This is a genomic window from Streptomyces violascens, assembly GCF_014649955.1.
Lineage (GTDB): Bacteria > Actinomycetota > Actinomycetes > Streptomycetales > Streptomycetaceae > Streptomyces > Streptomyces violascens.
This window is the reverse complement of sequence record NZ_BMUA01000035.1, coordinates 44,491-69,570: the sequence shown is the minus strand read 5'-3', so window position 1 is coordinate 69,570 and position 25,080 is coordinate 44,491. Positions and strand designations below refer to the sequence as shown.

General features: G+C 67.5%; 22 protein-coding genes. 10 read left to right on the top strand and 12 right to left on the bottom strand.

Annotated features, from left to right (window positions below; translation table 11 throughout):
• The first annotated feature begins 813 nt into the window (after positions 1-813).
• Positions 814-2,208 carry an endonuclease domain-containing protein gene (locus IE206_RS37655; RefSeq protein ID WP_189970445.1) on the top strand — a complete coding sequence of 465 codons (1,395 nt, stop codon included), beginning with the start codon at positions 814-816 and terminating at the stop codon, positions 2,206-2,208.
• A gap of 177 nt (positions 2,209-2,385) precedes the next feature.
• Here the strand turns inward: IE206_RS37655 and IE206_RS37650 are convergent, their stop codons facing one another.
• The 11 genes from IE206_RS37650 to IE206_RS37600 all read right to left on the bottom strand — a co-directional run bounded on the left by IE206_RS37650 (position 2,386) and on the right by IE206_RS37600 (position 11,918).
• Positions 2,386-3,417: an RNA polymerase sigma factor gene (locus tag IE206_RS37650; protein WP_189970443.1), complete on the bottom strand. Its 1,032-nt coding sequence runs from the start codon at positions 3,415-3,417 to the stop codon at positions 2,386-2,388.
• Complete coding sequence (locus IE206_RS37645; protein WP_189970441.1) at positions 3,410-3,637, bottom strand: hypothetical protein; 228 nt, start codon at positions 3,635-3,637, stop codon at positions 3,410-3,412. Before IE206_RS37645 ends, IE206_RS37650 begins: the two co-directional genes overlap by 8 nt.
• A 165-nt stretch (positions 3,638-3,802) precedes the next feature.
• Positions 3,803-4,201 (bottom strand): DUF6234 family protein, encoded by a 399-nt coding sequence (locus IE206_RS37640; protein ID WP_226598853.1) that lies wholly within the window; start codon positions 4,199-4,201, stop codon positions 3,803-3,805.
• 136 nt (positions 4,202-4,337) lie between these two features.
• Positions 4,338-4,952, bottom strand: coding sequence for a hypothetical protein (locus tag IE206_RS37635; protein ID WP_189970439.1), 615 nt, complete (start codon positions 4,950-4,952; stop codon positions 4,338-4,340).
• A gap of 135 nt (positions 4,953-5,087) precedes the next feature.
• Positions 5,088-5,657, bottom strand: a complete 570-nt coding sequence (locus tag IE206_RS37630) for a Uma2 family endonuclease (protein ID WP_189970437.1) — start codon at positions 5,655-5,657, stop codon at positions 5,088-5,090.
• A gap of 180 nt (positions 5,658-5,837) precedes the next feature.
• Positions 5,838-7,181, bottom strand: a complete 1,344-nt coding sequence (locus IE206_RS37625) for a replicative DNA helicase (protein WP_226598852.1) — start codon at positions 7,179-7,181, stop codon at positions 5,838-5,840.
• Positions 7,182-7,262: 81 nt separating this feature from the next.
• Positions 7,263-8,402: a hypothetical protein gene (locus tag IE206_RS37620; protein WP_189970435.1), complete on the bottom strand. Its 1,140-nt coding sequence runs from the start codon at positions 8,400-8,402 to the stop codon at positions 7,263-7,265.
• Positions 8,403-8,834: 432 nt separating this feature from the next.
• A complete protein-coding gene (locus tag IE206_RS43315) occupies positions 8,835-9,107 on the bottom strand; it encodes a helix-turn-helix domain-containing protein (protein WP_189970433.1) in 273 nt (90 codons plus the stop codon).
• Positions 9,108-9,406: 299 nt separating this feature from the next.
• Positions 9,407-10,459, bottom strand: coding sequence for a ParB/RepB/Spo0J family partition protein (locus IE206_RS37610; RefSeq protein ID WP_189970431.1), 1,053 nt, complete (start codon positions 10,457-10,459; stop codon positions 9,407-9,409).
• Positions 10,456-11,505 carry a ParA family protein gene (locus IE206_RS37605; protein ID WP_444545519.1) on the bottom strand — a complete coding sequence of 350 codons (1,050 nt, stop codon included), beginning with the start codon at positions 11,503-11,505 and terminating at the stop codon, positions 10,456-10,458. Before IE206_RS37605 ends, IE206_RS37610 begins: the two co-directional genes overlap by 4 nt.
• A gap of 227 nt (positions 11,506-11,732) precedes the next feature.
• Complete coding sequence (locus IE206_RS37600; RefSeq protein ID WP_189970428.1) at positions 11,733-11,918, bottom strand: hypothetical protein; 186 nt, start codon at positions 11,916-11,918, stop codon at positions 11,733-11,735.
• Between the two features lie 529 nt (positions 11,919-12,447).
• Here IE206_RS37600 and IE206_RS37595 point away from each other — a divergent pair.
• The 8 genes from IE206_RS37595 (at position 12,448) to IE206_RS37560 (ending at position 22,360) form a co-directional block, all read left to right on the top strand.
• Positions 12,448-12,840 carry a hypothetical protein gene (locus tag IE206_RS37595; protein WP_189970426.1) on the top strand — a complete coding sequence of 131 codons (393 nt, stop codon included), beginning with the start codon at positions 12,448-12,450 and terminating at the stop codon, positions 12,838-12,840.
• A gap of 931 nt (positions 12,841-13,771) precedes the next feature.
• Entirely contained in the window at positions 13,772-14,410 is a 639-nt protein-coding gene (locus tag IE206_RS37590) for a hypothetical protein (protein ID WP_189970424.1), read from the top strand.
• 357 nt (positions 14,411-14,767) lie between these two features.
• Entirely contained in the window at positions 14,768-15,646 is an 879-nt protein-coding gene (locus IE206_RS37585; RefSeq protein ID WP_189970422.1) for a class I SAM-dependent methyltransferase, read from the top strand.
• 68 nt (positions 15,647-15,714) lie between these two features.
• Complete coding sequence (locus IE206_RS37580) at positions 15,715-17,058, top strand: UDP-glucose dehydrogenase family protein (protein ID WP_226598850.1); 1,344 nt, start codon at positions 15,715-15,717, stop codon at positions 17,056-17,058.
• Complete coding sequence (locus IE206_RS37575; RefSeq protein WP_189970419.1) at positions 17,055-18,416, top strand: putative PEP-binding protein; 1,362 nt, start codon at positions 17,055-17,057, stop codon at positions 18,414-18,416. The genes IE206_RS37580 and IE206_RS37575 overlap by 4 nt, the downstream gene beginning before the upstream one ends.
• 97 nt (positions 18,417-18,513) lie before the next feature.
• Positions 18,514-19,944, top strand: coding sequence for a Gfo/Idh/MocA family oxidoreductase (locus IE206_RS37570; RefSeq protein ID WP_189970417.1), 1,431 nt, complete (start codon positions 18,514-18,516; stop codon positions 19,942-19,944).
• A 30-nt stretch (positions 19,945-19,974) separates the two neighbouring features.
• Positions 19,975-21,531: a glycosyltransferase family 4 protein gene (locus tag IE206_RS37565; protein ID WP_189970415.1), complete on the top strand. Its 1,557-nt coding sequence runs from the start codon at positions 19,975-19,977 to the stop codon at positions 21,529-21,531.
• A 40-nt stretch (positions 21,532-21,571) separates the two neighbouring features.
• Positions 21,572-22,360: a TauD/TfdA family dioxygenase gene (locus IE206_RS37560; RefSeq protein WP_189970413.1), complete on the top strand. Its 789-nt coding sequence runs from the start codon at positions 21,572-21,574 to the stop codon at positions 22,358-22,360.
• A gap of 207 nt (positions 22,361-22,567) precedes the next feature.
• Here IE206_RS37560 and IE206_RS37555 read toward each other — a convergent pair whose 3' ends face one another.
• Positions 22,568-23,875, bottom strand: a complete 1,308-nt coding sequence (locus tag IE206_RS37555; RefSeq protein ID WP_189970411.1) for a UDP-glucose dehydrogenase family protein — start codon at positions 23,873-23,875, stop codon at positions 22,568-22,570.
• A gap of 621 nt (positions 23,876-24,496) precedes the next feature.
• Here IE206_RS37555 and IE206_RS37550 point away from each other — a divergent pair.
• On the top strand, positions 24,497-25,054 hold the full coding sequence (locus tag IE206_RS37550; protein WP_189970410.1) for a helix-turn-helix transcriptional regulator: 558 nt from the start codon (positions 24,497-24,499) through the stop codon (positions 25,052-25,054).
• The last annotated feature ends 26 nt before the right edge of the window (positions 25,055-25,080 follow it).

Here is a 25,080-nt window from a genome sequence, read left to right as displayed (position 1 = left end):
TCACACCACGCCCACCCCCAACTCTCTTGACACCCCAACGACATGGGGTGTCTGTCACGTCGTCTGCACTCACGCGTTGCCCCGCCCCCAGCCATAAGCGCCTGGGGCGCCCCGAAGCCGCACCTGCTGTCCGTCGGCCGCTGACGTCTCGAGGTCTAGCCGGCCGCCTGCGGCGATCTCTACGACCGCCCCCATCAAGCGTCGCTGGGATTCCTCCTGCCGGGCCTGCGCCCGCAGGCGCAGCCACAATCCCAACAGCCCGCACCCCCTGGCCGTGACGATCGACACAAGGGTGACAACAACCGTGGCGGAGTCCACGCCCGATCTCCTTCCGCTCAGATACAGACCCGAACCAGGTCCGTCGGGAGCTAAGAGCCCACAGGGGCCAAGAGCGTGAACTCCCCTCAGAACAAAAAGAGTTGCGGCAGGTCAGCGCGACTGTGATGCGCATCTCTTCTCTGCTGGCAGGGGCGCCAGGAAACAGCGAGCGGCCCCGCTGTTCACCGCCGTGCTGCCGGACAGTGACGGTGTCCTCCCTGCACGCTGCACCTCACCATGCAGGGTGTGGGCTTTGTTGGCGAGGTGACCGAAGCCGATGCCCAGGCGGTCACCGACGCCGCCACCACACGGCTCGCCTCTATATGCAACTTGAGACAATTGCCATACACCATTCTCTGCCGAGTGGCTGAGCAGGAAGGGGATGGTGCAGGTTCGGGTGGGGCGCGCGCGAGTTGCTCTTAGGGTGTGGGGGGCTGGCGATTGTCTCAAGTAGAGAATTCCGGGGGGTACCTGGAATTCGGGTGAGGGCGTTCTGTGGATCCATACGAGGTGATGGAGCAGTGGCTCGCCGCCGGACGCGGCAAGCAGGGCCGGGCTCTGCAGGGGACCAGCCCTGTGCGCTACCGGGCCGACGTCACCGACTGGCTGCAGTTCATCGAAGGCGCCACCGGCATCGGCGCCTGGAACGCTCGCGAGGCCCACGTCGAAACCTGGGTCTCCGCCCGCCTGCGCCCCACCCGCACCAGCACGGCACCCCGCCCCAACAGCTCGCCCCACAACCGCACCCGCCGACTGTCCGCGCTCAGCGCGTTCTACACCTACGCCGAACAGGCCGGGCACATCGACAGCGTTCCGTTCAACCTCCTCGCGCTGCGCACCACCGACCTGCCCCGCACCGCACCGCTCTCGCCGAGAGAGACGCTGTACGTGTGCATCGCCGCCGACGACCTCCTGCCCGGCGAACAGCACCACGGTGACGGCGGCGCGAGTCCGCACCGCGACCGGCTGATCGCCTACCTGATGCTCGACGGGCTGCGGCCCCGCCAGATCACCGCACTCGACCTCGAAGACCTCAACCCCACCACCCACACCGCCACCGTGCTCGCCCCCAAGGGCGACGGCACCGAACACCGCACCCTCGCCCTGGAAGTGTGGGGCGCCATCGACGGGTACCTGCCCCACCGCAAACCCGGCCACGACGACGGCCACGAGCCGCTGCTCACCTCCCGCGCCGGCAAGCGCCTCGACTCCAACCAGACCCCCACCACCGTGCTGCGCCGCATCCTCGGCCACGTGCCCGACGACTTCCCCCTGCCCGACCGCGTCACGCCCGACCGCATCGCGCTCTCCCCCAGCCCCTTCACCGGTCAGACCTGGCGCAAGGGCACCCAGCCCGGCGAAGCCCTCGCCTACCGCACCACCACCGGCACCTGGACCACCACACCCGCCGACCACGAACTCCCGCTGCAACTCCGCATCCAGCGCCACCTGCGCGGCATCAACACCCTGCCGCTGTGCACCGACCACCCGCAGGCCGAAGAAGCCGGCGACGCGGAACAGGACGCCATCTGCGACCGCTGCGACGAGCGCGCTACCGCCTGGGACGCCTTCGAGGCGATGCTCGACGCCACCGAACCCGCCTGCTGGGACTGGCCGGTACCGCCCTACGACCCCCACCAGGAACCCGCCCAGCGCTTCCTCGCCTTCCACGCCGGACAGTGCGCCATGTGCGGCAACCAACCCGCCGGCGACGAACAGCACCACGAGGACTACGACACCGACACCCGCGTCGTACGCGGACTCCTCTGCACCACATGCACCGCCGAGGCAGCCGAAGGCGGCTCCCACTGGGACCGCTACCGCGACCGCCACCCCGCCACCATCCTCGGCCTCACCCAGACCCACCCCTGGCTCCGCGGCCGCCGCTAAAGAGCCCGCCCCTGCGCGGAGGAACGACCACCCCAGGCCTCGCGCCGCCCTTCCATACGAAACCCCCCCTGCCCGACGAAAACACCCCCCGGGCTCGACGCCGTCATCCCGTCACGCGCGCCCCAGACACGCCCGTGAAGCAGGGAACCGGACCTCCCGGGCCCCTACCCGACACCTTCAGCGCCTGTAAACCGAGGTGACTACCCCAGCGCCAGCAAGGACGAGGTGAGCGGCTTCGAGCGGCGCGGCCAAGGAGTCTCCCTGGCCGCAGAGCTGGCAGGCCGCCGACGGCACGGACCCTGCCTGCGACAACAGGGCGTCCTGCTCGCCCTGGGACAGCCCTCCCGCGTCCATCCGACGGTGGCAGCCGGGGCACAGCGTCAGCATCGCCGCCGCGCGCCCCCCATGCCTGGTAGGCAGACCACCCCACTTCCGCAAGGCGCGACCCCATCTTCCGTCGGCCAGCACCACCGCGGCCAGGACGTCCAAGAGCCGCGAGGACAGGCGCACCAGGACCCACAGCAGGCATGCCCCGCCGACCAGAGCGACGGCCATGGCCATCCAATTCTCGGACCACCACTGGGCCGACGGCAGCACCGGACCCCTGCGCGGGTCGCCGGCAGGAGCCGTACGCCGGAGCTCACCGCCGGCCACGAGCCCGAGGAGCGTCAGAACGCCCACGACCACCGCAGCGATGCCGGCACGCAGCAGGACCATCGCGCGCGTGGTGTGCCGGGCCACCGTGCCGGGGTGCTTGCCCATGAGCACGGCCGTCTCCTCCCGGGTGTGGTCCAAGGCGTGGGTCGCCCACACTGCGGTGCGCTGCGCCACGGAAAGCTCGCGCACCGCCCGGTGCACCGCGTCCCGGTTGTCCACCAACGCGCTGAAGTCGGCGACCTCCGGCCGAGGGCAGCACAGCGGATCGGCAGCCCGCTTCTCGTCCATGCGCTGGTGCTCCGCGCACCGCGTGGCCAGATGGACGATCTCGGTGCGGATCAGCTTGAAGAGACAGGCACGCGGCTGCCGCACGGCGCCAGGGTCCCGCAACGCCGTAGCGAAGGCGGTGCTGACGATGTCGTCGGCATCCGCCACTGACGGCGGCACGTTGGCCTCCCGGAGCAGCTGGCGAGCCTTGCCCGTCATCTCACCCCGGCACTGCGCAAACACCCTGCCCAGTGTCTCCGCGGTCACCGTCTCCGGCTCAGCCACTCGTCGTCCCCGTCCCCTGCTTCGGCTGCTTCCGTTTCTCCTGTTCCACCTGCCTCCGCCCGCCGGACGGTACCTGCCGCGAGACTTCGACGGCCCGCTGGGCGTAGATGACCTCGGCCTTGCCCCGGGCCCGGTTCCGGTACGCCACGCTGTCCAACAGCTTCTTCACACTCGGGACCAGCAGCAGAGCCACCCCCGCCACCACACCAACAACATCCACGGCCCAACCTCCCCTTCAGCCCGGCCGTTGAACGCTCCCGTACCGAGCGCGGCCGATCACTGTGAAGAGCCGCCACCTCGCCGTTCTGATGACACCCCGGCCAAGATTCTTTCGGCTCATGCAGGAGGCCGAACCGCCCCGTAGGCGACAAGGGTCCTCTCTGCCTCAGCAGTGCGCGTCATAGCGGACACACCCGGGCTCCGGTGCGTGGTCGTGGTCCCACTGGTGCTGTGAGACCGCCAGCACCAGCCAAACCAGCAGAGCCACCAGCAGGTGCGCGAGCATCGTCCAGCGAGCACGGAAGATACCGGCCAGCACCGCCACGACGAGTACGACGATCAGCATCTCCTGGACCCGCCCGATGTGCGCGAGGCCCGCTGCATCGATCCGGTCCTGCTTTCCCTGCGCCGCCCATACCTCCATACCCATGCCGAACATCCAGTCCAGCACGAGCCACGCGGTCTCCAGCAGCAGCAGCGGGATGGCAACGGCGAGGTCCACTCCCCAACGTGTCGGGTGTGACCAGGGGCGCCAACGCGCCGACCTCGGCAGGGTGTTCGTCATGGCCGCAGCGTGCCGGTCCCAGCCATGGCGCACATGAGTACGCGTACTCAAACCCCAGGCCGGGACAGAGGCCCCCTGCGCCCACTGCGGTGACCGCCGGGCCTCAAGGGCGGGCCCGCTCAGAATCGGCAGCGGGTCACAGCTCCCGAGGACTGGCCACCGGATTCTCGTAGTTGCCCGAGAAGTCGGCGGAGACCTTGGCGCACGGGGCGTAGACGTTCACGATGAGCGTGCTGCCGTAGTTGTTCCAGGCCAGGTCGAGCTTGTCACCGTTCTTGGGGTCCTCCATGCGGAAGCCGAGATCGGTCCAGTTGGCTCCGTGCCGGGTGTTGTCAGAAATCTGCTTCCACCTCTCCGAGGCGAAACGAGCCCGTACCCGGTCCATGGCGGCCTGCGCGGTCTGCTGCGAGACGTGTGGGATCTGCCAGTGGTGGCCGACGCTGACCACGCCGTCCACCGCCACGTCGATTTTGGTCCACCCGCCCCCGTAGCAGGCCCCGGTGTCCACGTAGTTGCTCTCGACGGGCAGCTGCGGCAGTTCGACCGTGGCCCGCACGAGCTGGGAGTGATCCTGCAGCCGACCTGCGGTCGCCGCAGGATTGGCCTGCGGAAACGTCCGTCCCCCGAAGAATTCACTCACCGCGCCCACGGCCCACACACCGCCCGCGGTCACCATCACCCCCGCGGTGACGATGCTCGCCACCGCCAGTGCCTTGATGCCGTACCCGCCCCGCGTCTCGCCCTGTGTCATGCACACCACACTAAGCAGCACCCCGGCAACCGCACCTGAGCACATCTACTCAACAGGAGCCGGGCGGCCTCGGGGCGGACCTGAGTAGGTGGCTGAGCCGTCACCGCCCACAACGGAGCGGGTCTGCCTCTCGCGCTACTGCCTAGCGAGCCCCGCGGGGTCGATCTCCAGAAGGAAGGGTGCCTCAATCCGGGTAACCGTGCCCGGGAGGGCGATCGTCGTCTCTGCGTACCGGCCGCCGTCCAGCGTGCTGACGATCAGGCGGGGTGCCGGATCGAACTCCAGGCGCCAGTAGTGCGGGATCCCGGCCTCGGCGTACAGCATCGGCTTGAGCTTGCGGTCCATGGTCTTGTTGCCTGGCGAGACCAGCTCGATGACCAATTGGACCGCTTCGGCGTCGACGCTCACGCCGTCCTCAACCGTGGCGCCCGCGTCGGCAACAACAATGTCCGGCACGACCAGCCCGGACGGCAGGGTCACGTTGATGGCCTCCAGCACCTCGACCGCGGCACCGGCGGCCTGGGCCGCCGCATCGAGGGCGACGTGCAGCCGGTAGCTGGCCCGCTGGTGGCGCAGACCAGGCGCGGGAGACATCACCAGCGACTCCCCCAGCAGCTCGTAGCGGACAGAGCGGTCTTCGGGCAGGGCCAGGACGTCGGCGACGGTCCAGGGCCCGTGGTGCTGAGTGAAGCTGGCAACGCTCATTCCCTTCACCTCCTCATCGCTCGGCACTGCCAGTGTGACCCGGCAAGGCGGCCGGTGTCTCCTGACGAGTGCCGTTCGTCGAACGGCGGCTTTCGTGATCTGCGGTGGTCAGGTCGGCAGACTCGGTGGCCGGGCGGCATATCCCGCCGTTGGTCTCTCCTGCCCTGCGGCGGTGTCCGATCATGACGAGGCCATGCTGTCGATTCGCATGAAGTGCTTCCTGACGGCCAGCGGGAAGATCCTTCCGGCTGCTCCCTGCCTATTTTTGGCGATGATCAGCTCGACCTCGCCGGGTTTGACCGGCTGGTCGTTCTCGTCGCGCTCTTCGTGGAGCAGCAGCACGGCATTGCTGTCCTGCTCGATGGCTGAGGACTCCTTGAAGTCGGACAGCAGCGGACGGCGGCCGACCGCACCCCGGTTGAACTGGGCGAGCGCGACGATCGGGGTGTTGAACTCCATCGCCATGATCTTGAGGCCGCGGCTGAGGGCGGCGACTTCCTGGGCGCGCTGGCCGTTGTAGGCGCTTTCGGGGGTCAGGAGCTGGATGTAGTCGACGATGACGATCGCGGGGGCCATGCCCTGGGCGGCCATCGTTCGGATCCGGGCGCGCAGCCGCGAGAGCGTCAGGTTCGCGGTGTCGTCCACCACGAAGTTGTGCGCGTTCGCGATCCGGTCGCTGACGGCCGCGATCTTGTCCCAGTCGCTGTCTTCGAGCTTGCGCCTGACGAGCCGGTCCACCGGGACGAGTGCTTCGGCGGCGGTGAGGCGGGCGAGGATCTCGTTGCCGCCCATCTCCATGCTGGCCACCAGCGCCGGCCGGTTCAGCTTGAGGGCCACGTGGGCGGCGAGGTTGAGCGCGAGCAGGGTCTTGCCACCGCCGGTGGTGGCGCCGACCGTGACGAACATGGGGCCCGACAGGGTCAGCACGGCGTTCAGGTCATGCCACGGAGTGGAGATGGCGTTCGGGTCCTCGCCCGCTTCGAGCTGGTCGAGGAACCCCTCCCACCGGTCGGCGACGGAGAGCTTCTCGACCTCCCGGGCTCCGGTGATGATGCTCTGCAGCGCCGCGACCGCGGACTCCACACCGTCCTTGGTCTCGACGCTGTCGTTGTGTCCCATCTGCGTGATGCGGACGCCTTCTTCGGCCAGGCGGCGCTTCTGGGCCCGTTCCTTGACGATCTCGGCGTAGTGGCCGGCGTTCGCCGCGGTGGGGACAGCCTGGACAAGGTGGTGGAGGTAGGCCGCTCCCCCGATCCGGTGGAGATCGCCGCGTCGGCCCAGCTCCGCCGCCACCGTGATCGGGTCGACCGGCTGGCCCTGCCCGTAGAGGTCGTGCATCGCCGAGAACACAGTCGCGTGCTGCGGCAGGTAGAAGTCGGCGGCCTTGACGGTGTCGACGACTTCGACGAGCGCAGGCAGCGTGAGCAGTCCGCCGCCGAGCGCAGACATCTCGGCGTCACGGTCGTGCGGAACCCGCACCACGTCGCTGTCGTCCGGGGCAGCCTGGGGTGAGACGATAGACAAAGTGATCTCTTCCTTCTCGGTTGGGTATCACCTGCGGCGGCCAGTTCTTGACGGGAGTGGTCGCCGCTTCCGTTTGCGTAGTCAGCTCACAGCAGGCTGCAGCATGCAGTGACAGCGGTCGCTGAGGTCCTCGGTCCATCCCGAGCCATAGCAGTCGGGGCAGTCAGGCAGCGGATGCCCGGCAACGCGGCCGTCTTTCCGAGGGCCGGGAACAGCAGACACGGGCGGCGCCCAGTGCTCCAGGTGCTTAGCCGGGTCGCGGAACCGGTCGTCGGCCGCCATATCGGCAGCAGCAGCAATGACGTCGTGCAGAGCAAGGCCGGCCTCGATCGCACGGACTGCATTGCGGCGAACTGCGGCAGGACCGGCCGGAGGTACAGGACGGCCTAGCCGCTGCCGGGCAGCCACCCACGCATCAGCCGCAGCATCTGGTCCGACGACGGCAGGTGACGCCGAGGCGGTGCTGTCCGGCGCAGCCGAAGTCTCTCTCTCGCCTGAAACACCAGTGTCGGACGAGGAGTCAGAGGAGAGAGAGTCTTGAAGAGAAGTCTTCTTCCTATATAGAGCCGCCGCGTTTCCGGCGGTCGGTTCACCGGCCGCCGGTTCACCGGCCGCCGGTTCACCGGCCGCCGGAAACCCGTCGGTCGGTGCCACCTGCGGCGATGCCCTGTTTTGCCTGGTCGCCACCGAGTTACGGGTTTCCGTAGGTCGGTCGTGCTGAGGCTGTTCAGGGCCCGGCTTGGGCTGTGGCTTCCGGACGAGCCGCGCCTTGTTCTTCAGCTTGGCCGGCGGGGTGGTGTCAGCTTCGTCGCGGGGGTCGAGCCACTCCGGCTCTACGCGGATGGCCCGGGCGTTCTCGGTCTCCGCCAGCATCTCGGCGACGTCCTCGCGGGTGAACGGGATGGTGTCGGCGTTGAACTCGGTGATCCAGCCGCCGGCCCGGATCTCCCACTTGCCTTCGTCCTCGTTCCAGATGCCGTCCTGGAGCTGGATCTTGAGCTTCACGACGTAGCCGTCCTGGACCAAGGCGCGCATCGCTCCAGAGAGGGCCTCGCGGCCTTCTCTGCGGGCCTTGGAAATGCCTTCGACGGTGACGTCGTCACCGTCCCTGGCCCGGGCCAGGATCGTGAGGAGTCCGACGGCAAGAACGGAGTGGATCGTGTCGACCGCGCGGTTGTCGACAGCGACGAACCGGGGCGGACGGCTGGCGCGCTTCCTCAACGGGCCACCGCCGTCGCGATACGCGAGAAGGGTGCGGCCGTGCCGTGCTGAGGCAGAGTCAGAGCCGTGGTCTGTGACAGTGCGGCCGGGACTTTGCCGAGGCCGAGCTGGGGGTGCATTTGTCCTGGTCTCCCCGGAGGGTCGGGGAGTCGTGAGCCGAGCGAAGCACCGCTCAAAGGGATAGAAAATGCCCAATGTGAGGATTCTCGGTGCCGACAGATGTGGCATCCCGTGTGGCGGGACGCTTATTCTGGGTATCGGTGACCACGTGGGCCCTCGGGCCCCCGGGCTTCACCCGGCAGACGAGGTCACCTCGCTGCTCACGACTCGGGTTCTTGGAAGGGACGAGTCGATCGCTAGGAAGCGGTCCCGTTGTGGCGACGGGGCCGCTTCAGCGTTTTCAGGGCGGATCTGCCCTTCTCATGATCGTTCCTAGCTCTTGGACGGGGCAGAGACTGAAGCAGCATTGGGGTACTTCGCGGAGAGCTCCTGCAGCAGCTGCACGTATGCCTCACGATGCGGAGCACGCGGCTCAGCCGCTCCAGACTCCCAGCGAGCCACGGCGAGCCGCTTCACCCCCATCGCATTGGCAACCTGCTGCTGCGTCAGACGATGAGCCTTGCGGAGCCGCCCTCGCACGGGCGGCGGAGGCAGCTCGGAGGGCAACTCCAACAGCTCGGATACCGCATCGAGCAACTTCGGCATCGTGAACCTCCCTTGGGCATAGAAGATACCGGGAAAGATACATTTCTGTGGTCACTTTTGACGGCGTGTCACGCCCTCAATATCCGGGTTGCGCGAAGCGGCGAGGTCAAGGGCGGAAACCCTCATCCGTGGGTGTGCCAGATGAAGCCCGAACGGCTGGCGGTCCGTGGCCCGGAGAAGCGACGGGGCCCTGTACTGGCAATCGGTAGCCGCTTCTCCTGATCCTCCAGCGTGGCGCGCGATCCGAAAGCGAGGAGCCCGGCGGGGCCCCATAACCGGTGCAGAGCGAAGCAGCCGTATCAGGAATCGTCAGCCATGAGGAGCAGGACGAGCTGATCGCGATGTTCCGCCGTCATGCGCTGCCGGAGCTGCGCGTCGAACCATGCAGGGCTATCCCACGGAAGGTCCGGGACGACCTCGTCGATGAGGCCAGTCTTAACCGGGTTAAGGGTCTGGTCCGCAGCGCGCGAGTCCGACGGGAGGTCTTGGACGACCTTCTCGGCTGCCGTGGCCTTAACCGGGTTAAGAGTGCGATCCGGCGCGGAGGAGTCCTGAGGGAGAGCGGCTTGGCCCGGTACAGGAGCCGCGGGCGATGACGCTTCCCGAGCCGGCGTTGCGGCCCTTGGCTTGCGAGGAGCCTTAACCCGGTTAAGAGTGGCGGCCGCTTCAGCATCCTGTTGGTCGGCAGGGAGCCGCCCGATCCGCCGGGCATCCTTCACCTTCAGCTCACCCGACTCCACCTTCTCCTGCAAGTCCTCCTTCAGCTCCAGGAGAGCGAGCCGCTGGGAGACCCACGCCCCCGACTTCCCGAGCCGCTTGGCGACCTTCTCCTGGCTACCGTGCGCGGTCAGGAGTTCCTGAATGGCCCGGGCCTGATCCAGCGGAGCCACATCGACGCGGTGAATGTTGGCGATCAGCGCGGATTCGAGGATGTCCGCCGCACTGGTCGCCAGGCCGTCGTTAACGTCGATCCGCAGCTCGTTCAGGCCTGCCGCCTTCGCAGCGGCCAGGCGCCGGTTGCCGTCGATGACGACGTACTCGGCATCACCGAGAGCAGCCTCCTCGCCGCCGTGTACGGCAAGGAACGCCGCCCGCCGCACGACCGCGATGGGCTGCAGCTGGCCCTTCTCACGCAGAGACTCGGCCGTCTCGTCGATCTCGGTGAGCTCTTCGCGCGGATTGAGGGGATTGTGCGCGAGCTGTTTCAGCTCCACCGCCGCCGGCGGCCTCTTGCCTTCGCCAGCCATGATCTGCTGGCGGGTACGGACACGGCGCGGCACGGGCTTCGCGTCGTCCTGACCGTCTCCCCCGATGCTGAAGCCGCGGGTGACGCGCTGCTGAGGGGGTGTCATACGGCGAGCTCCTTGGCCAGGTCGCGCATTGCCTGCGCGTGTTCACTATCGGGTGCGTACTCAAGCAGCGGGATCTCGCCGTCGGCGGCCTCGCGACCTTCCTTGAGATCACCGATGACTGCCAGGACAGCGGGGGAGGCGCTGAGCTCCCACTGGTCCTTGTTCTCCTTCACGAGCTTGCCGCGCCGGCTGTCGTAGGCGTTGACGACCAGGCCGAGGTAGTCGACCTGGATACGGCCCTTCGTGCAGAGATCGTCCATCTGGGACTTGAGCAGCCGAAAGGCGCGATGGGACGCCTTGTTGGCCCAGACAGGGGTGATGACGCCCGACCGGTCCGCGAGTTCGCCATCGCGGCGACGCACGTAGTACAGGGCAGTGTCCATGTTCAGGCCGAGGCTCGGCGGCCCGTCAATGATGACGACGTCATAGTCCTCCTCCAGCGGCTCCAGGGCACGCTCCAGGGCCGCCTCGCTGAAGCTGACCTTGGACAGCGAGACGTCCCGCAGGAAGGCATCGTCAGAGGCTGGCAGCAGGTGGAGACGTTCGCCGAAGCGGTCCTGGTCCAGGGCGACTAGCAGGTCGTGGATGTCGCCCTTCGCGTTGCCCTCCATGTGCATGAGCAGCGTTTCGACGTCCTCCTCGTACATGAGGTCCTCGAAGCCCAGTTCCGCGGTGAGGTGGCCCTGGGGGTCGTAGTCGACCAGCAGCACTCGATAACCCGACTCGGCGAGCGCCTGGGCGATGCCAGAGGAGATGAAGGTCTTGCCCACTCCACCCTTCTGGTTGGCCACTATGACCCGTACCACGGGCTGGGAGATCAGTGGCGCAGTGGGGGAGGGGTGGGCGTCCAGCCAGAGCGTCAACGCCTGGGCGAGGCCCTGCACATAGGTGACGCCGCGCTCCGTACACGCGGTCTTGAAACTGTCCGGCTCGCCCAGAGGGAGGAAGGTCCCCCAGGTTTTCGCCCCGTCAGTTTTCACCTCGGGCAGGTCCGTTGCCGTGTACCAGGCCTTGATGGCGTGCTCGGCCGCGTCCTGGATGTCCATTCCATGCTCGAATGCACGGATTTTCAGGAGACGACGCAACTGTGGGGTGAGAGAGGTGATTAGCTTCTCTCGCTCCCCTCGGGGGTTCGGGATGCTCATGAGGCATAACTTTACTAAGCCTTCGGGTGTTCTTGTCACACCACGCCGATGTAGCCCCGGGGTTGGGATGCAGAACACGTCAGGCCGAGATGACCGCCCCTCCTGTCGAGGAAGGAACAGGTGCCGCCTCACGGCAACACCACGAGTGCTGCCAACAGCGCGCAGGCTGCGATCGGTTCGAGATGGCCAGCCGTGGGCTGGTAGATATCCGGGGCGTCGGTTTGATCGGCGCCTCTTGCGTGACTGAGGCTTGCCGCAGTCAGCTCTCGTTGTTCGGTAAGAAGTCCGCTGTGCTGCTCGACATCGCCCAACATGCGGCAATTCTGACCGGGTTGGGCACATTGCGCCCTATACGGAGTGCCCGGCTGCGCGGGTGTGTCCCGCGCTGCGCGCGGGAGGTGGGGGAGTGCCGCGTTTCACGCGGTTTCCCGGCGCTTCGCGCCGGGCTCGCAGGGTGGTGCTCCGGTGGGCCGGGGCTGAGGGAGTCTTTAACCGGGAGTCCGCCGAGCGGGTCCCTCCCGGGGCAAGAGCAGGGGGCCGAGCGCCGACTGCGTCGAGGTGAGGGCTACCGCCCTCTCCATTCCGGACGAGTGTAATGGCCCCCTACTCATGCCCCGGCCCACTCGGCAGACTCCCGGTCAAACACTCCCCCAACCCCTCTGGCCGTTGGGCAGGTGCAGCATCGACCGGGTGGATGTGACCTAGGGCACATGGAATTCCCCACCTAGTGTGACCTGCGACACAGACAACTTCCTCAAAAGCTGGCAGTATAGGGGATGTCGAAAGGGACCTGGCAGGAACTTTCGACGCAGACCCGAGAAGAGTCGAGAGAAGAGGGAAAACGTGGCACTCAACAAGGTCCCCGCGAAGTCCGTGCACGCGAGCAGCTTTGGCGAGAGGAAGGGGTTCATCTCTCCCCGGACGCCGTTCATGGAGAGGCGGGACAAGGAAGAGAACCTCCACCTCATGTTCAAGCTGGTGATTCTCGCCGTGACTGACGAGTTCCTGGACGCACGTGTACCGCGCGAGTTTGAGGTGTACGCCGAGGGTGAGGACATCAAGACGCTTCAGAACGCCTTCCCCAACGGGCCGCAGGACATCACGAAAGAGCAGGCACAGGTGACCGTCGACGTCGCCGACGAGTGGTTCAGCAACTACAAGAACGAGAACGGAGACTGGGTCAACACGGTCGCGATCCGGGCCCGATCCATCACCCTGCCGAACATCGCGAGCTAATCGCGTGCTCCTTGGGGCGGGGAGCTCCCCGCCCCAAGGGTGTCGGCCCGCAGCGGACCAAGGACGCGCCCCGCGGGGGCGCGACTGCCCTGCGCCGTCGGCGCGGAAAAAGGACGCCCCCGCCGGGGGCGGCTCAATCTGGTCCGGCGCGTTTCCGTCGGGCCCGGCTTCCGCTTCGCTCCAGCCGCACCCGACGGAGCAGCGGACCAAGGACGCGCCCCGCGGGGGCGCGACTGCCCTGCGCCGTCGGCGCGGAAAAAGGACGCCCCCGCCGGGGGCGGCTCAATCTGGTCCGGCGCGTTTCCGTCGGGCCCGGCTTCCGCTTCGCTCCAGCCGCACCCGACGGAGCACCGGACCAAGGACGCGCCCCGCGGGGGCGCGACTGCCCCTGCGCCGTCGGCGCGGAAAAAGGACGCCCCCGCCGGGGGCGGCTCAATCTGGTCCGGCGCGTTTCCGTCGGGCCCGGCTTCCGCTTCGCTCCAGCCGCACCCGACGGAGCACCGGACCAAGGACGCGCCCCGCGGGGGCGCGACTGCTTCGATGGCGGGGGTGGCCGTCAGAACGCTGGCGCGCCCTGACAGCCACCCCCGCCGGCGTCGGGCCCACTCGTACCTCACGAGCCCGACGCAACCCCAGACTTCCGAATGAGATGGCATAATTAAGGTAAGTGAAGGGGGATGCCAGCTGCTCGTCCAGCCATGACAGCAGATGGCGGGCGGCTGACGGGAAAAACTCTGGCAGCCCGCCAGCCGCCCTACGCCTCCTGGCCCGAGGGCAAGTCAAGAAAGCCCATTCCAAGAAGCGACACCAACATCCTAGGCAATGTCCCGGCCTCACCGAGCGACATCCTGGGCCGCCCTCCGACCGACACACCAGGAAAGCGACTATGACAACACTCAACGGACGTGAGGTCTACACCCGCCGTGACCTGATGACCAAGTACGGCATGGCACTCTCCCCACTCGAAGAGTGGTACCGCAACCGCCGGTGGACCGGTCACCCGGAAGCAGCCGGCGCACAAGGCGTCGAACTCTTCTGGGACGCAGCCGAATGGGACCACTGGTACCAGGAACGGCGGAACACCGAAGGCCTGGTCTCACGCGCCGACCTCCAAGAACGCCACGGCCTGGCACGCAGTACCCTCGAGCGCCTGTGGGCACTGAGAGAAGAAAACGGACACCCCGCACCCATCAAGACACTTGACCGCGTCATGTACTGGGACTCCGACCAGTGGGAAGCCTGGTACACCGACTACAAAAAGCGGACCCAGCGACGCGAACTCGACGTCGACCGCAGCGGGGACCCCGATGACCTGCTGACCTTGGCTGAGGTCGCCCGCGTCCTCGGCGTCGCACCAGTCAGCATCGCCCACTACCCCAAGCGCATGCCGCGCGGCTGGCCCCAGCCGGTCCAAGAAGAGTCACTTCCCAGTGGCCGCCTACGACGCTGGTACCGCCGCGCCGACATCTGGACCTACGCCGAAACCCGCACCGCTGCCGGACCCCACCGCGTCAAACACCCCAGCAGAAAGCGGTGTTCAACGGACGCACCTGGCTCTACGCCGGACTGACGCCTCAAGACGGAGACCCAAAACAACAAAAACCTACATACCGCATAAGAAAAACTCCCGCGCCGGTCGTTTCGGGCCCGCCGACAAGTCGGCGGGCCCGAAACGACCGGCGCGGCTGTGAACACCGGACCGGCGACCACCAAATCAGTGCCCGCCGAACCCTTCCCGGCACTCGAGCCTGGCGTGTGAGGGAGGGATTTGCCAGGTCGTTCGTCCTTGCTTCGCTGCGGGCGCTCCACCTGGCAAATCCCTCCCTCACACGCCGGTCGGCCCGTGCCGGGAAGGGCTCCCGGCGAGGCACCTGACCAGCGGTAGCCGGTCCAGTGCCTCACAGTCTTTCAGGGAGTAAGAGACAACATGATCGACCCGACGAACTCCACGGCACCCGCGAGGGACCCACAGGAGCCCACCACCCACAACAGCGCGATGTACGCGAATCCCGCAGCAATCTTCGCCTCCTGCGGAAAGCCCTACGTTGAGTTCCGTCGCCGGCACGACACCGCGGTCATCGACTACCTGACCCACCAGTGCCCCTCACCGACCGCCCGCATCCTGGATCTGGGCTGCGGCCCCGGAACCCTCGCGCTGGACCTGGCCGAGCGCGGGATGCACATCACAGGCGTGGACGCATCGCAGGAGATGCTGGACGAGGGCCGCACATGGGCCGAGCAGCGGGGCGTCTCCGAGGCGGTCGAGTGGCGGCGCGCAGACGCCACCACGGTGGGACAGCACGACCGCCTGGGTACCTTCGACGGCGCAGTTATCGCCGACGCCTTCCACTGGCTCGATCGCCAGCAGGTCCTCACGGCCCTCGACAAGGTCGTAAGGCCGGGCGGATTTGTCGCCGTCGTCGGCTACCGGGCCCCCGAGACACAGCGGGAATGGTGGCACCCGCTGCTGGTCAAGCTCCGTGAAAAGCACCTCGGCGCCGCCGATCTAGCGGGGCCGAGCACCCCGTACATCCGCCCTCAGGTCGGACACGAGGCGATGGTGCGTGCGTCGCCGTTCAACCGCGTGTCCGTGCTGAGGGCCGACTACCAGCGCGAGTACACCCTGGACGAACTCGTGGGCCTGCAACGCACCTTCGCCTACTCATCGGCGGCCACCCTCGGTGAGAGGCAAGAGGCGTTTGAGGCGGATCTTCGATCGACGCTGAGCGCTGTGCAGCCCAGCGGGCTGTTCGCCACCACCCTGCAGGCCGCGGTGATCGTGGGGCGTCGCCCCGAATCCCGCTAACCGACCTGAGTCACCGGCCGCCGCGACAGCGGCGGCCGCCCAATCACCACAGGACTCCTGGAGAACTCATGAAGATCACCGTCATCGGGTGCGGCCGACTGGGCACCCCCTACACCGTCGCGCTGGCTGAAATGGGACACGACGTCTTGGGCGTGGAGGTCAACCCGGAGGCGCTCGCAGCGCTCCAAGACAGCCGCTGCCCGTTCGACGAGCCCGGCGTGACCGACTACATCCGCAAGAACGTCGATGCGGGCCGGCTGCGGTTCACCGGCTCCTTCGACGAGGCGGTCGCCCACGGTGAGCTTTTCTTCCTCGCCGTGCCGACACCGCAGAAGCAGGACGGCGCGACGATGGATGTCACGGCCGTTGAGGACAGCATCCGGCAGATCGCCCGACGGCTGACCCGCGACGTCGTCCTCATCGGAAAGTCGACCGTCCCGGTCGGCACCGCGGAGCGGATGGCCGCCCTGGCTGCCGACGTCGCGCCGTCGGGTGTGGAGCTGCGGATCGGGTGGAGCCCGGACTTCCTGCGCGAGGCCCTGTCCATGGAGACGACGCTGCGTCCGGCCCGGCTCGTACTCGGCACCTCGCCTACCGACCGTGAGGTAGTCGAGGCCGTCGCTCGTCGGGCATGGGCCCCGTTCGTGGACGCCGGGGCCGAGCTGCTCGTCACCGACTTCGTCACGGCGGACCTGACGAAGGCCGCGGCCAACGCCTTCCTGTCGACGAAGATGTCGTTCATCAACCTCGTGGACAACATGTGCCGGGCCGCTGGCGCGGACATGACTGTCGTCTCCCACTCCCTGGGCCTGGACCCCCGCATCGGCGACTTCGGGTTGACGCCCGGCCTTGGATGGGGCGGCTCCTGCCTGGGCAAGGACATCCGCGCCTTTGCCGACCGGGCAGAGGAACTCGGAGCCCACGCGACGGCCCGATTCCTCATGCTCGTCGACGAGGCCAACACCGACCGCCGGACCATGGCAGTCGACCACGCGCGCGCCGTCCTCGGGGACCTGGCCGACGCGACTGTCGCGGTGTGGGGCGCCAGCTTCAAGCCCGGCGTGGGCGACATCAGCGACTCGCCCGCCCTCGACGTAGCCGTGCGACTGCATCAGGCCGGAGCGACGGTGCGCCTCTACGACCCGAGCGTCAACGACCTGGTCAACCGGCGCCATCCCGACCTCACGGTGGTGGACACCGCGCAGGACGCCGTCGAGGGGGCCGACCTCCTCATGGTTTTGACGGACTGGCAGGAGTTCAGCGACCTCGACCCCTCCATGCTCACTGAACACGCCGAACCCCGTACGGTCATCGACGCCCGCCGCTGCCTGAACCCGCAGCGCTGGCAGGAAGCAGGCTGGAGCCACGAACTCCTCGGCTACACCCGCCCCGCGCTGGGAGACGGCCGATGACCGCGAGCAACCCGCCCCTCATGATCGAGGGCTCCACTGTTCACCACGGTGTCGGTGGCACCCGCGGCTTCGTCGTGGCCCCGGCGCGGCACCTGCACACCCGAGTCGGGGAGCCCACCGGCGGGCCCCACATCCTGATCGCCTGCGACCTGACACCCGCAGACACAGCGGCACTGAACCTCGACGACGTCGTCGCGTTCTGCACGAGCGCCGGCGGCCCAACCTCCCACGCCGTGCAGGTCGCCTACAGCCTGGGCATTCCCACAGTGGTCGCCGCTGGGGAAGGGGTACTGACCATCCCAGAGGGCGAGATGTGCGCTCTCGACGGCGACACCGGCACCCTCTACGCCGGATTGACAGGCAGCGATCTGCACGCCGCGACCGCCTATCGGGACCATGCCCTCGCACAGGCCCGCGCCCGATCCACAGCCGGGAGCGCAGCCGACACCACACCGGTCACGCTCACCGGAACGATCATGCGAGCATCTCAGGCCATCGAGCTGCACGCAGCCGGTGCCCACGGCATCGGTCTCCTCGCCACCGAGCTGCTGTTCCTCGGCGAAGAACAGAAACTCACCGACGAAGAACAGCACTACCAGACCTACCGCACGATCGCCCGTGCCGTAGGAGACGCGCCCGTGACGCTGCGCACGCTGGACATCGGAGGTGACAAGGACATGCCAGAACTGCGCCTGCCCCGCGAGGACAACCCCTTCCTCGGGGTGCGGGGCATACGCCTGAGTCTGCGCCGACGGGACCTGTTCCTGCCGCAACTGCGGGCGGCCTACCGTGCCGCACGTGACGACGGGGCCCGCCTGCGCCTGATGTTCCCGATGGTGACCAATATCGAGGAGTTCATCCAGGCCGCCCAGATAGCACGGGAGGTCCAAGCCGAGCTGGCAGCCCCCGGCCTCCCCCTGGGAGTGATGGTCGAGGTCCCAGCCTGCGCTTTGGCTGTCGACCAGTTCGCCGAACACGTCGACTTCCTCAGCATCGGCATGAATGACCTCACCCAGTACCTCACGGCGACCTCACGTACGAGTCCGGCCCTTGCCCACGACATCGACCCTTTGCACGTCGCCGTCACCCGCACCGTGCGCTCAGTGGCTACGACCGGCGCCGCCAACGACGTTGCCGTGTCCGCGTGCGGGGGACTGGCCGGTGATCCCGTGGGCGCCGTCGTCCTGGCATCCCTGGGTGTCACCGCCCTCACAGTCGCTGTGCCCCACCTGCCCGATGTACGCGACGCACTGCGACGGACCGACGAAACCAGCCTGGCCACGATCCGCAACCACGCCCTCGAGACCGGCGGCAGTCGCCACCTGCGGCCCCTGGTGCACAGTCTGCTCGACCTCTGAGCAGACTCCCGCCCCGCTCACCCACCTCACTCCATACCCGCATCCGCCGCCACCCGCTTCAGCGGGTGGCGGCGGACTGCTTTGAAGGGACAACACCATGTCTTCACGCCCACTGCGACCGATCAGCATCCTGCTGGTCGGCGGCTGCGGCCACTGGGCCGCAGCCGAGAACCACATACCGGCCATCCTCACCCTCAAGGAACACGGCTTCCCCGTTCGCGTGGCTGCCATCTGTGACCCCCGCGACCCCTACGACCAGGCGCTGCTGCGGCACATGCCCCACCTGCGCTCCCTGGTGGCGCAGGACCACCCCGTATGGATCCGACCCGAGCAGGGCGAGCCGACCAAGGCACTGGAGCGTCGACTGCAGCAGGCTCATCGCGAGAACCACTTCGACGTGGTCATCGTCGCCTGCGACCCCGTTGCCCACTTCCCCTACCTGAAGTGGGCAACGGACCGAGGCATCCAGGTGCTGTGCGACAAGCCGATCATCTGCGTCGAGGATGCCGCCTTCAACCCCGACCGAGCCGCCGAGATCCGCCGTCAGTTCGACGCGCTGCTCCACACCCACCGCGCGCAGTCCGACCACTTGTTCGCGGTACCCCTGCGGCGACGCGCCAACAACGCCTTCGTGCGCGCCGGCGAGCTGATCCAGGAGGTCCACGACACCCACGAGCAGTCCCTGACCATGGGGCATATCAACGTTTTCGGCGGGAACTTCCGCCTGCCTGAGGAGTACGCGCTGGGCAACGCGCACGGCTACACACACGGCGTGGGCGCGCTCGCCTTCTCCAGCTACCACTACCTCGACGAGATCACGCGCTACCTCCTGCTCGCCCCCGGCCAGATCACCAGCCTGCGCCTGACCCTGCAGTACGTCCGCCGTGTCGGCGACCACCTGGCGACCGGACTCAACGACGTCCTGGGCACGCTGCTGCATCCCCTGTCCGAGGCCGAACTCCCGGCGGTGGAACTCAGCGACCGCATCGCCCTGGCCGAGATGGACTTCGCCTTCACCGTGGAACTCCTCAACTCCCAACAGCAGTCCCTTGGAGTCCTCACCTACAGCTTCACCTCCAACTCCTGTTCCAACCGCAGCGTGGGTTTGCTGGCCCGCGACGCTGAGAACGCTCTCGCCTTCCGCGAGAAGGGGCGGATGTCGCAGTACGTCATGGACCTGCATCAGGGCAACCTCCAGCACCTGCGCATGACCAAGAACGACGCGGTTGGCGAGGCTTACAGCATCCGTCTGGAGCACCGGCGCAACCCGCTCGTCGGCGGCACGGGACGACTCGAGACCGTCTACGACGACGCGCACGAGAGCAGCGACGTCACCCCCCGGGACATCACCGCGGCATTCATCACGATGGCTGCGGGCGGTACCCCGGAACAGACCGTCACGGACAAGATCGCCTTCCTCGACGGACAAGTCCTCACCCACCGGGTGTTCGCCGCCATGTACGAGCTGATCGCCGCCCGCCACCACGATGCGAACCCCTGCCCATCGGTTCTCGTCGACATGCCCTGACGCCAGCACATCCGCAGACAAGGAGCCACCATGACTGACCGAAGCGCCGTGGACCACGGCATCCTCTTCTACCCTCGCGGCGGATCATCCCTGGTCGTGAAGTACCTGACGGAACACCTGCGCGCCGCAGGCCGCCCCGCCCGGGTCTTCGCGGGATCACTTGGCACACCCGGGCTCTACTCGCACGCATGGTCGTTCTACGACCCGGCCCACCTGGTCGTCTCCGACTACAGCCCCGCCGTCGCCGCCCACACCACCGGCCGCGACCCCCTGGACGAACCCGTGCCCCTGCACCCCTCCTACGAAGACCGCGGAGACGTGCCAGACCGGCTCTTCTCCGCGGTGTCACCCTGCACCACCACACGCATCGAGGACTACTGGACCAGGCAGTTCGCCGCACACGGCGCCGGCACGGGCGGCCTGCTCCACCTGCACCACCTCACACCCCAGCACGCCGCCGCCCGCCGGCTGGGCCGCACCGTCGTGAGCACCTTGCACGGCACCGAGCTGAAGTTTCTCGAGGCTGCGCAGCGCCGCATGCGGCTGGCTGCCGCCCATGGTTTGACCGTCGCCGAACTCGGTCATCGCTTCCAGCGAGACCCGAGCGCAGTGCTCTCCCTCATCGGCCAGGGCGACGAGGCGGCCACGTGCAGCGCCGAACAGTTGCTCCGCGACCGATGGGACAACTGGACCCACGCCGAATTCTGGACCCGGAGGCTAAGGGAACACGCTCAGACCAGCGAGCGCATCGCCGTCATCTCTGAGCAGGACCACGTCCTCGCGCAGGAACTTCTCCACGTCCCCGAGCATCGACTGGAAATCATCCCCAACGGGGTCGACACCACCCGATTCCGGCCCGACCCCACTTGCAGCGACACTGACCGACGCGCCCTTCTGCGCCGCTGGCTGGTGGAGGACCCGCAGGGCTGGCTGCCCCACCACGGCCCCGGCACCATCTCCTACACGCAGTCCGACATCGACCGCATGCTCCGCGACAGCGACGGCCGACGGCGCCCCCTGCTGCTGTGGATGGGCCGCTTCTTGAACTTCAAGCATTTGGGCCTGCTGCTGCACAGCTTCGCCGCCCTCCGGCAGAGCGCACCGGTCCGCCCAGCCCTCCTCGTCCTGGGCGGCTACCCCGGTGAGTGGGAGGGCGAGCACCCGCACACCCTGGCCTCTCGCTTGGGCATCACCGACGACGTGTACTTCGCCGGATGGCGCTCCCATGGTGACCTGGTCGACGGCCTGACCGCAGCTGACCTGTTCACGGCCCCTTCCGTGAACGAACCCTTCGGGCTGGTCTACCTGGAGTCGATGGCCTCGGGGACCCCTGTCGTGGCCTCGGCCAGCGGCGGCCCGCTCGGCTTCGTCCAACCCGGCGGGCCCCGGCCCACCGGGTGGCTACCCGCCCCCGGCAACGCCGACGACCTGCACACCACGTTGCTGAGCGCCCTCACCCACCCCGAGGAGATCGCACGCCGGGGACGCAACGCCCGTGACTTCGTCGTCCAGCACTACGGCTGGCACACCATCACCAACCGGTACGCACAGATGTACGACCACGCCCAGGCAAGTGCCCGCTCATAGAAACCACCACGAACCCCAACAAACAGGAGAGGAAACGAACATGACGGACCATCAACTGATATCTGAAGTGACCACGCGCGGATACGCGGTCATCTCCACGCCGGTGATCGCCGACGACCCGTTCGAGGCACACAGGCGCGTCGCCCAATCGCTGGGCCTGCCCGACGCCTATACACCTCTGCTCTACAAGGACTCGGAGGTCCGTTCCGCAGTAGGCCAGGTGGGGCCGTACAACGAGATACCCCGGGACAACAAGTCAATGCAGCCGTGGTCCAAGATGCCGGCGCAACGCTTCCATGTAGACGGGCTACTGGAACCACTCGGCGGAATCAAAACCACCATTCTTCACTGCCTCACACAGGCGCATTCCGGCGGCGAGACGGAACTGCTCTTCTCCTGCGACGCCTTCCTGGACCTGTCGGCGACCGACGAGGACGCTGCGAAGAGCCTTCTCCACCCTGAGGCCTTGACGCGCTTCGCGACCATCTCGGAGTCAACCCCCACCCGCCTACGCGCCCCAGGGCCAGCCTTCGGCTGGGTAGACGGAACACTGGCCACCCGCTACTCGGACGGGCCGACCGAACTCTGGAACACCCCGGAGAACCCCGACCTGCAAAGGGCACTCGACTACCTGCGCGGGCCGGCACTTGAAACACATCGGGTGCAGGTCCGTCTCGAGCCGGGCGACATGCTGATCTTCCGAAACGACCGAGTCTCACATCGCGGCTGCGTCTATCAGAACGGCGTTCACCCCCGCCGGCTCACGCGCTCCATGTACAGCAGCGCACCCGCGCCGCAGCCCGCAGCAAAGGAGGTGTCCGAGACCTGATCGACGCCTCACACAGCTCTGACGCACACGCTCACAGCACGCTCTAGGAGTGGCTGTACGACCGCGTTCAGAACAAGACCCACGCATAGCGGCTGCGGCCTCCATACGCTGGGCTGGGTCCGTCGATCTCGACGGACCCAGCCCAGCTACGTCTTCCGGCCCGTTCGGCAACACTCACAATCACCGAACAGGCCAGCAGACCTGAGGTCACGCGCCTCGCACTGTCCTGCGGCCCACGCTCATGTAGGTGAAGCCGAGAGAGCCCATCCGTTGCGGTTCAAGCAGATTGCGTCCGTCGAACATCAGTGGGCGGGCCATCACCGCCGCCGCTTGGTCCCAGTCGACGTCCCGCAGCTCTGGCCAGTCCGTCACGATGACCACCGCGTCCACACCGGTCATCGCTTCCAGGGGCGTGGCGTAGCGCGTGGCCGACGACCACGGAGCGGTAGCGAGCGGACGGGCAAGCGGATCCCAACAGCGGACCGCAGCACCCTCGGCCAGGAGCCGGGAGGCAAGGATCGTGCTCGGGGCCTCGCGTACATCATCCGTTCCTGGCTTGAAGGTGATGCCCAAGAGAGCGATAGTCCGGTCACGGAGTGTGCCGTCCAGTTCGTCCTTCAAACGCTGGACCGCCCGCCGTGGCTGGAGGTCGTTCACCTCGATCACGGAGCTGAGCATCTGGAACGAGTATCCAGAGTTGCTGGCCATAGCCCGCAACGCCCTGGAGTCCTTGGGGAAGCAGCTGCCGCCCCACCCCACACCGGCCTTCATGTAATGCGGTCCGAGCCGATGATCGAGGCCCACCGCATGAACAACCTGCTCAACATCGGCGCCTGTCGCCTCGCAGACCGTCGCGATCTCATTGGTGAAGCTGATCTTCGTAGCCAGCAGGGCGTTCGCAGCCAGCTTCACCATTTCCGCTGACGGAACGTCCATCTCTACGACTGGTCCGCCCACGCCCTCATGCAACTGAGCGACCAGCTTTGCGGTCCGAGAATCATCGGCGCCAATCACCACACGATCCGGCTGCAGGAAGTCGCGCACCGCCTGTCCCTCGGCGGTGAACTCGGGGTTCGAGGCATACCCGACGTGTTGGAGTCCTGCCTGGTCCATCGCGGCTCTGACCCGTGCACCGGTACCCACGGGAACGGTGCTCTTGACCACCACGGCAGCCAGATGACGGGCCTCGCCCAACGTGTCGATAACCTGCCAGATTCTAGACAGGTCAGCGTCCCCGGACAGGGTCGAAGGCGTATCTACGCACACGTACACGACATCCGAATCCCGGACAGCTTCCTCGGCGTCGAGGGTGAACCTCAGACGGTCGGCGTTCTCCGCGATCAACTCGGCCAACCCAGCCTCATAGATCGGGACACCGCCGTTCTGGAGAATTTCGACGCGCTCTTTTTGAATGTCGCGGACGACGACGTCATGCCCCAGCTTTGCGAAGCAGGCGCCGGTCACGAGGCCGATGTAGCCCGCACCGAAAACAGCGATTCGATGTTTCTCCATCATTGGTCAGTTCACCCTTCTGGCCTCGAGGCCGCCTGCCCCTCAGCCGCATCCGACCATAGAGCACATCGTGGTGGTGTCCCACGTCAGAAGGTCCCTCAGTGTTGGAAAAGGCCCCCAGCCAGTGGCCTCGGTCTAGGCGAGCAGGTCCGATGAGGGCACGAGCACCAGGGCAAATTCGCGGGCCCGCTCCGACAGCTTGGAGCACCCAATGACCGTGCCGCAGTGCCGCGTTCCACGCGGAACGCAGGCGCTTCGCGCCTGGAGGCGACGTCACGGCAGGGCCCGACGCTGCGCGTCGGCAGTAGGCGCAGTGCCGCGTTCCACGCGGGCCCTAGGCGCTTCGCGCCTAGGGTTGAGCCCTGCCACACCTACTCGAGCCCGCACCGCCGCCGGACACGACCCTCAATGAGCCTTACCGCAAGGCGGGCTGGCAGAGGGTCTTATGGATGTTATTCACACCTTGCTGGCAGGTGCGGCCAGCGGCCCTTTCCTGGGTCAGGTTGGTCACTGCTGCCCCCCGGCGGACGCTCACCGTCGACTGAGAGGCGCAGGCCGCCGACGCGGTGCTGAGCCAAGTCGGCTCACCGGCCTTGTGAATCCCGACCTTGAGGAGAGCTTTCGATGCTGTTCAACGGGGCGCGCTGCCGCGCCCTGCGTCTCGGTTCCGGCCGCTCCATCAGGACTCTGGCCGCCGCCGCACAGGTCGCCCCCAACACGCTGCTTGCCGCCGAGTCGGGGGTGCGCCAGCCGCGCACCCGCGTCGCCCGAGCCCTGGCCACGGCCCTGGGCGTGCCCGTGCACGAGCTCCAGCTCCCGCTTCCCCTCGAGGACGCATCCCTGGCCGACATCCGCCGCGGCCTCGACCTCACCCAGCAGGAGATGGCCGCCCGCATCGGTGTCTCCTGGCAGACGGTCTCCCGGGTCGAGCGCGGCAGCCGGGTGCAAACCGCCCTGGACTGGGCCGCGGCCTACGCCCTGACGCTCCCCCAATGGCGGCGCGCCCATGAGGTGTCCCGTGATCGAGTACGCCGGGAAGCCGCCGCCCGCACGCTGCGGCCCACCGCACCACCACGGGGGGCCACGCGTGAGCCGTCGGTGGCTGAGGCCGGTGGTCCGTGCGGGCCGGTGGGCGGAGGCTCCGTGGTCGGTGGTTGCTCCCGGTCGGCGCCGTTGTCCTGATGCCCGAGGGCAGCACGAACCTGCCT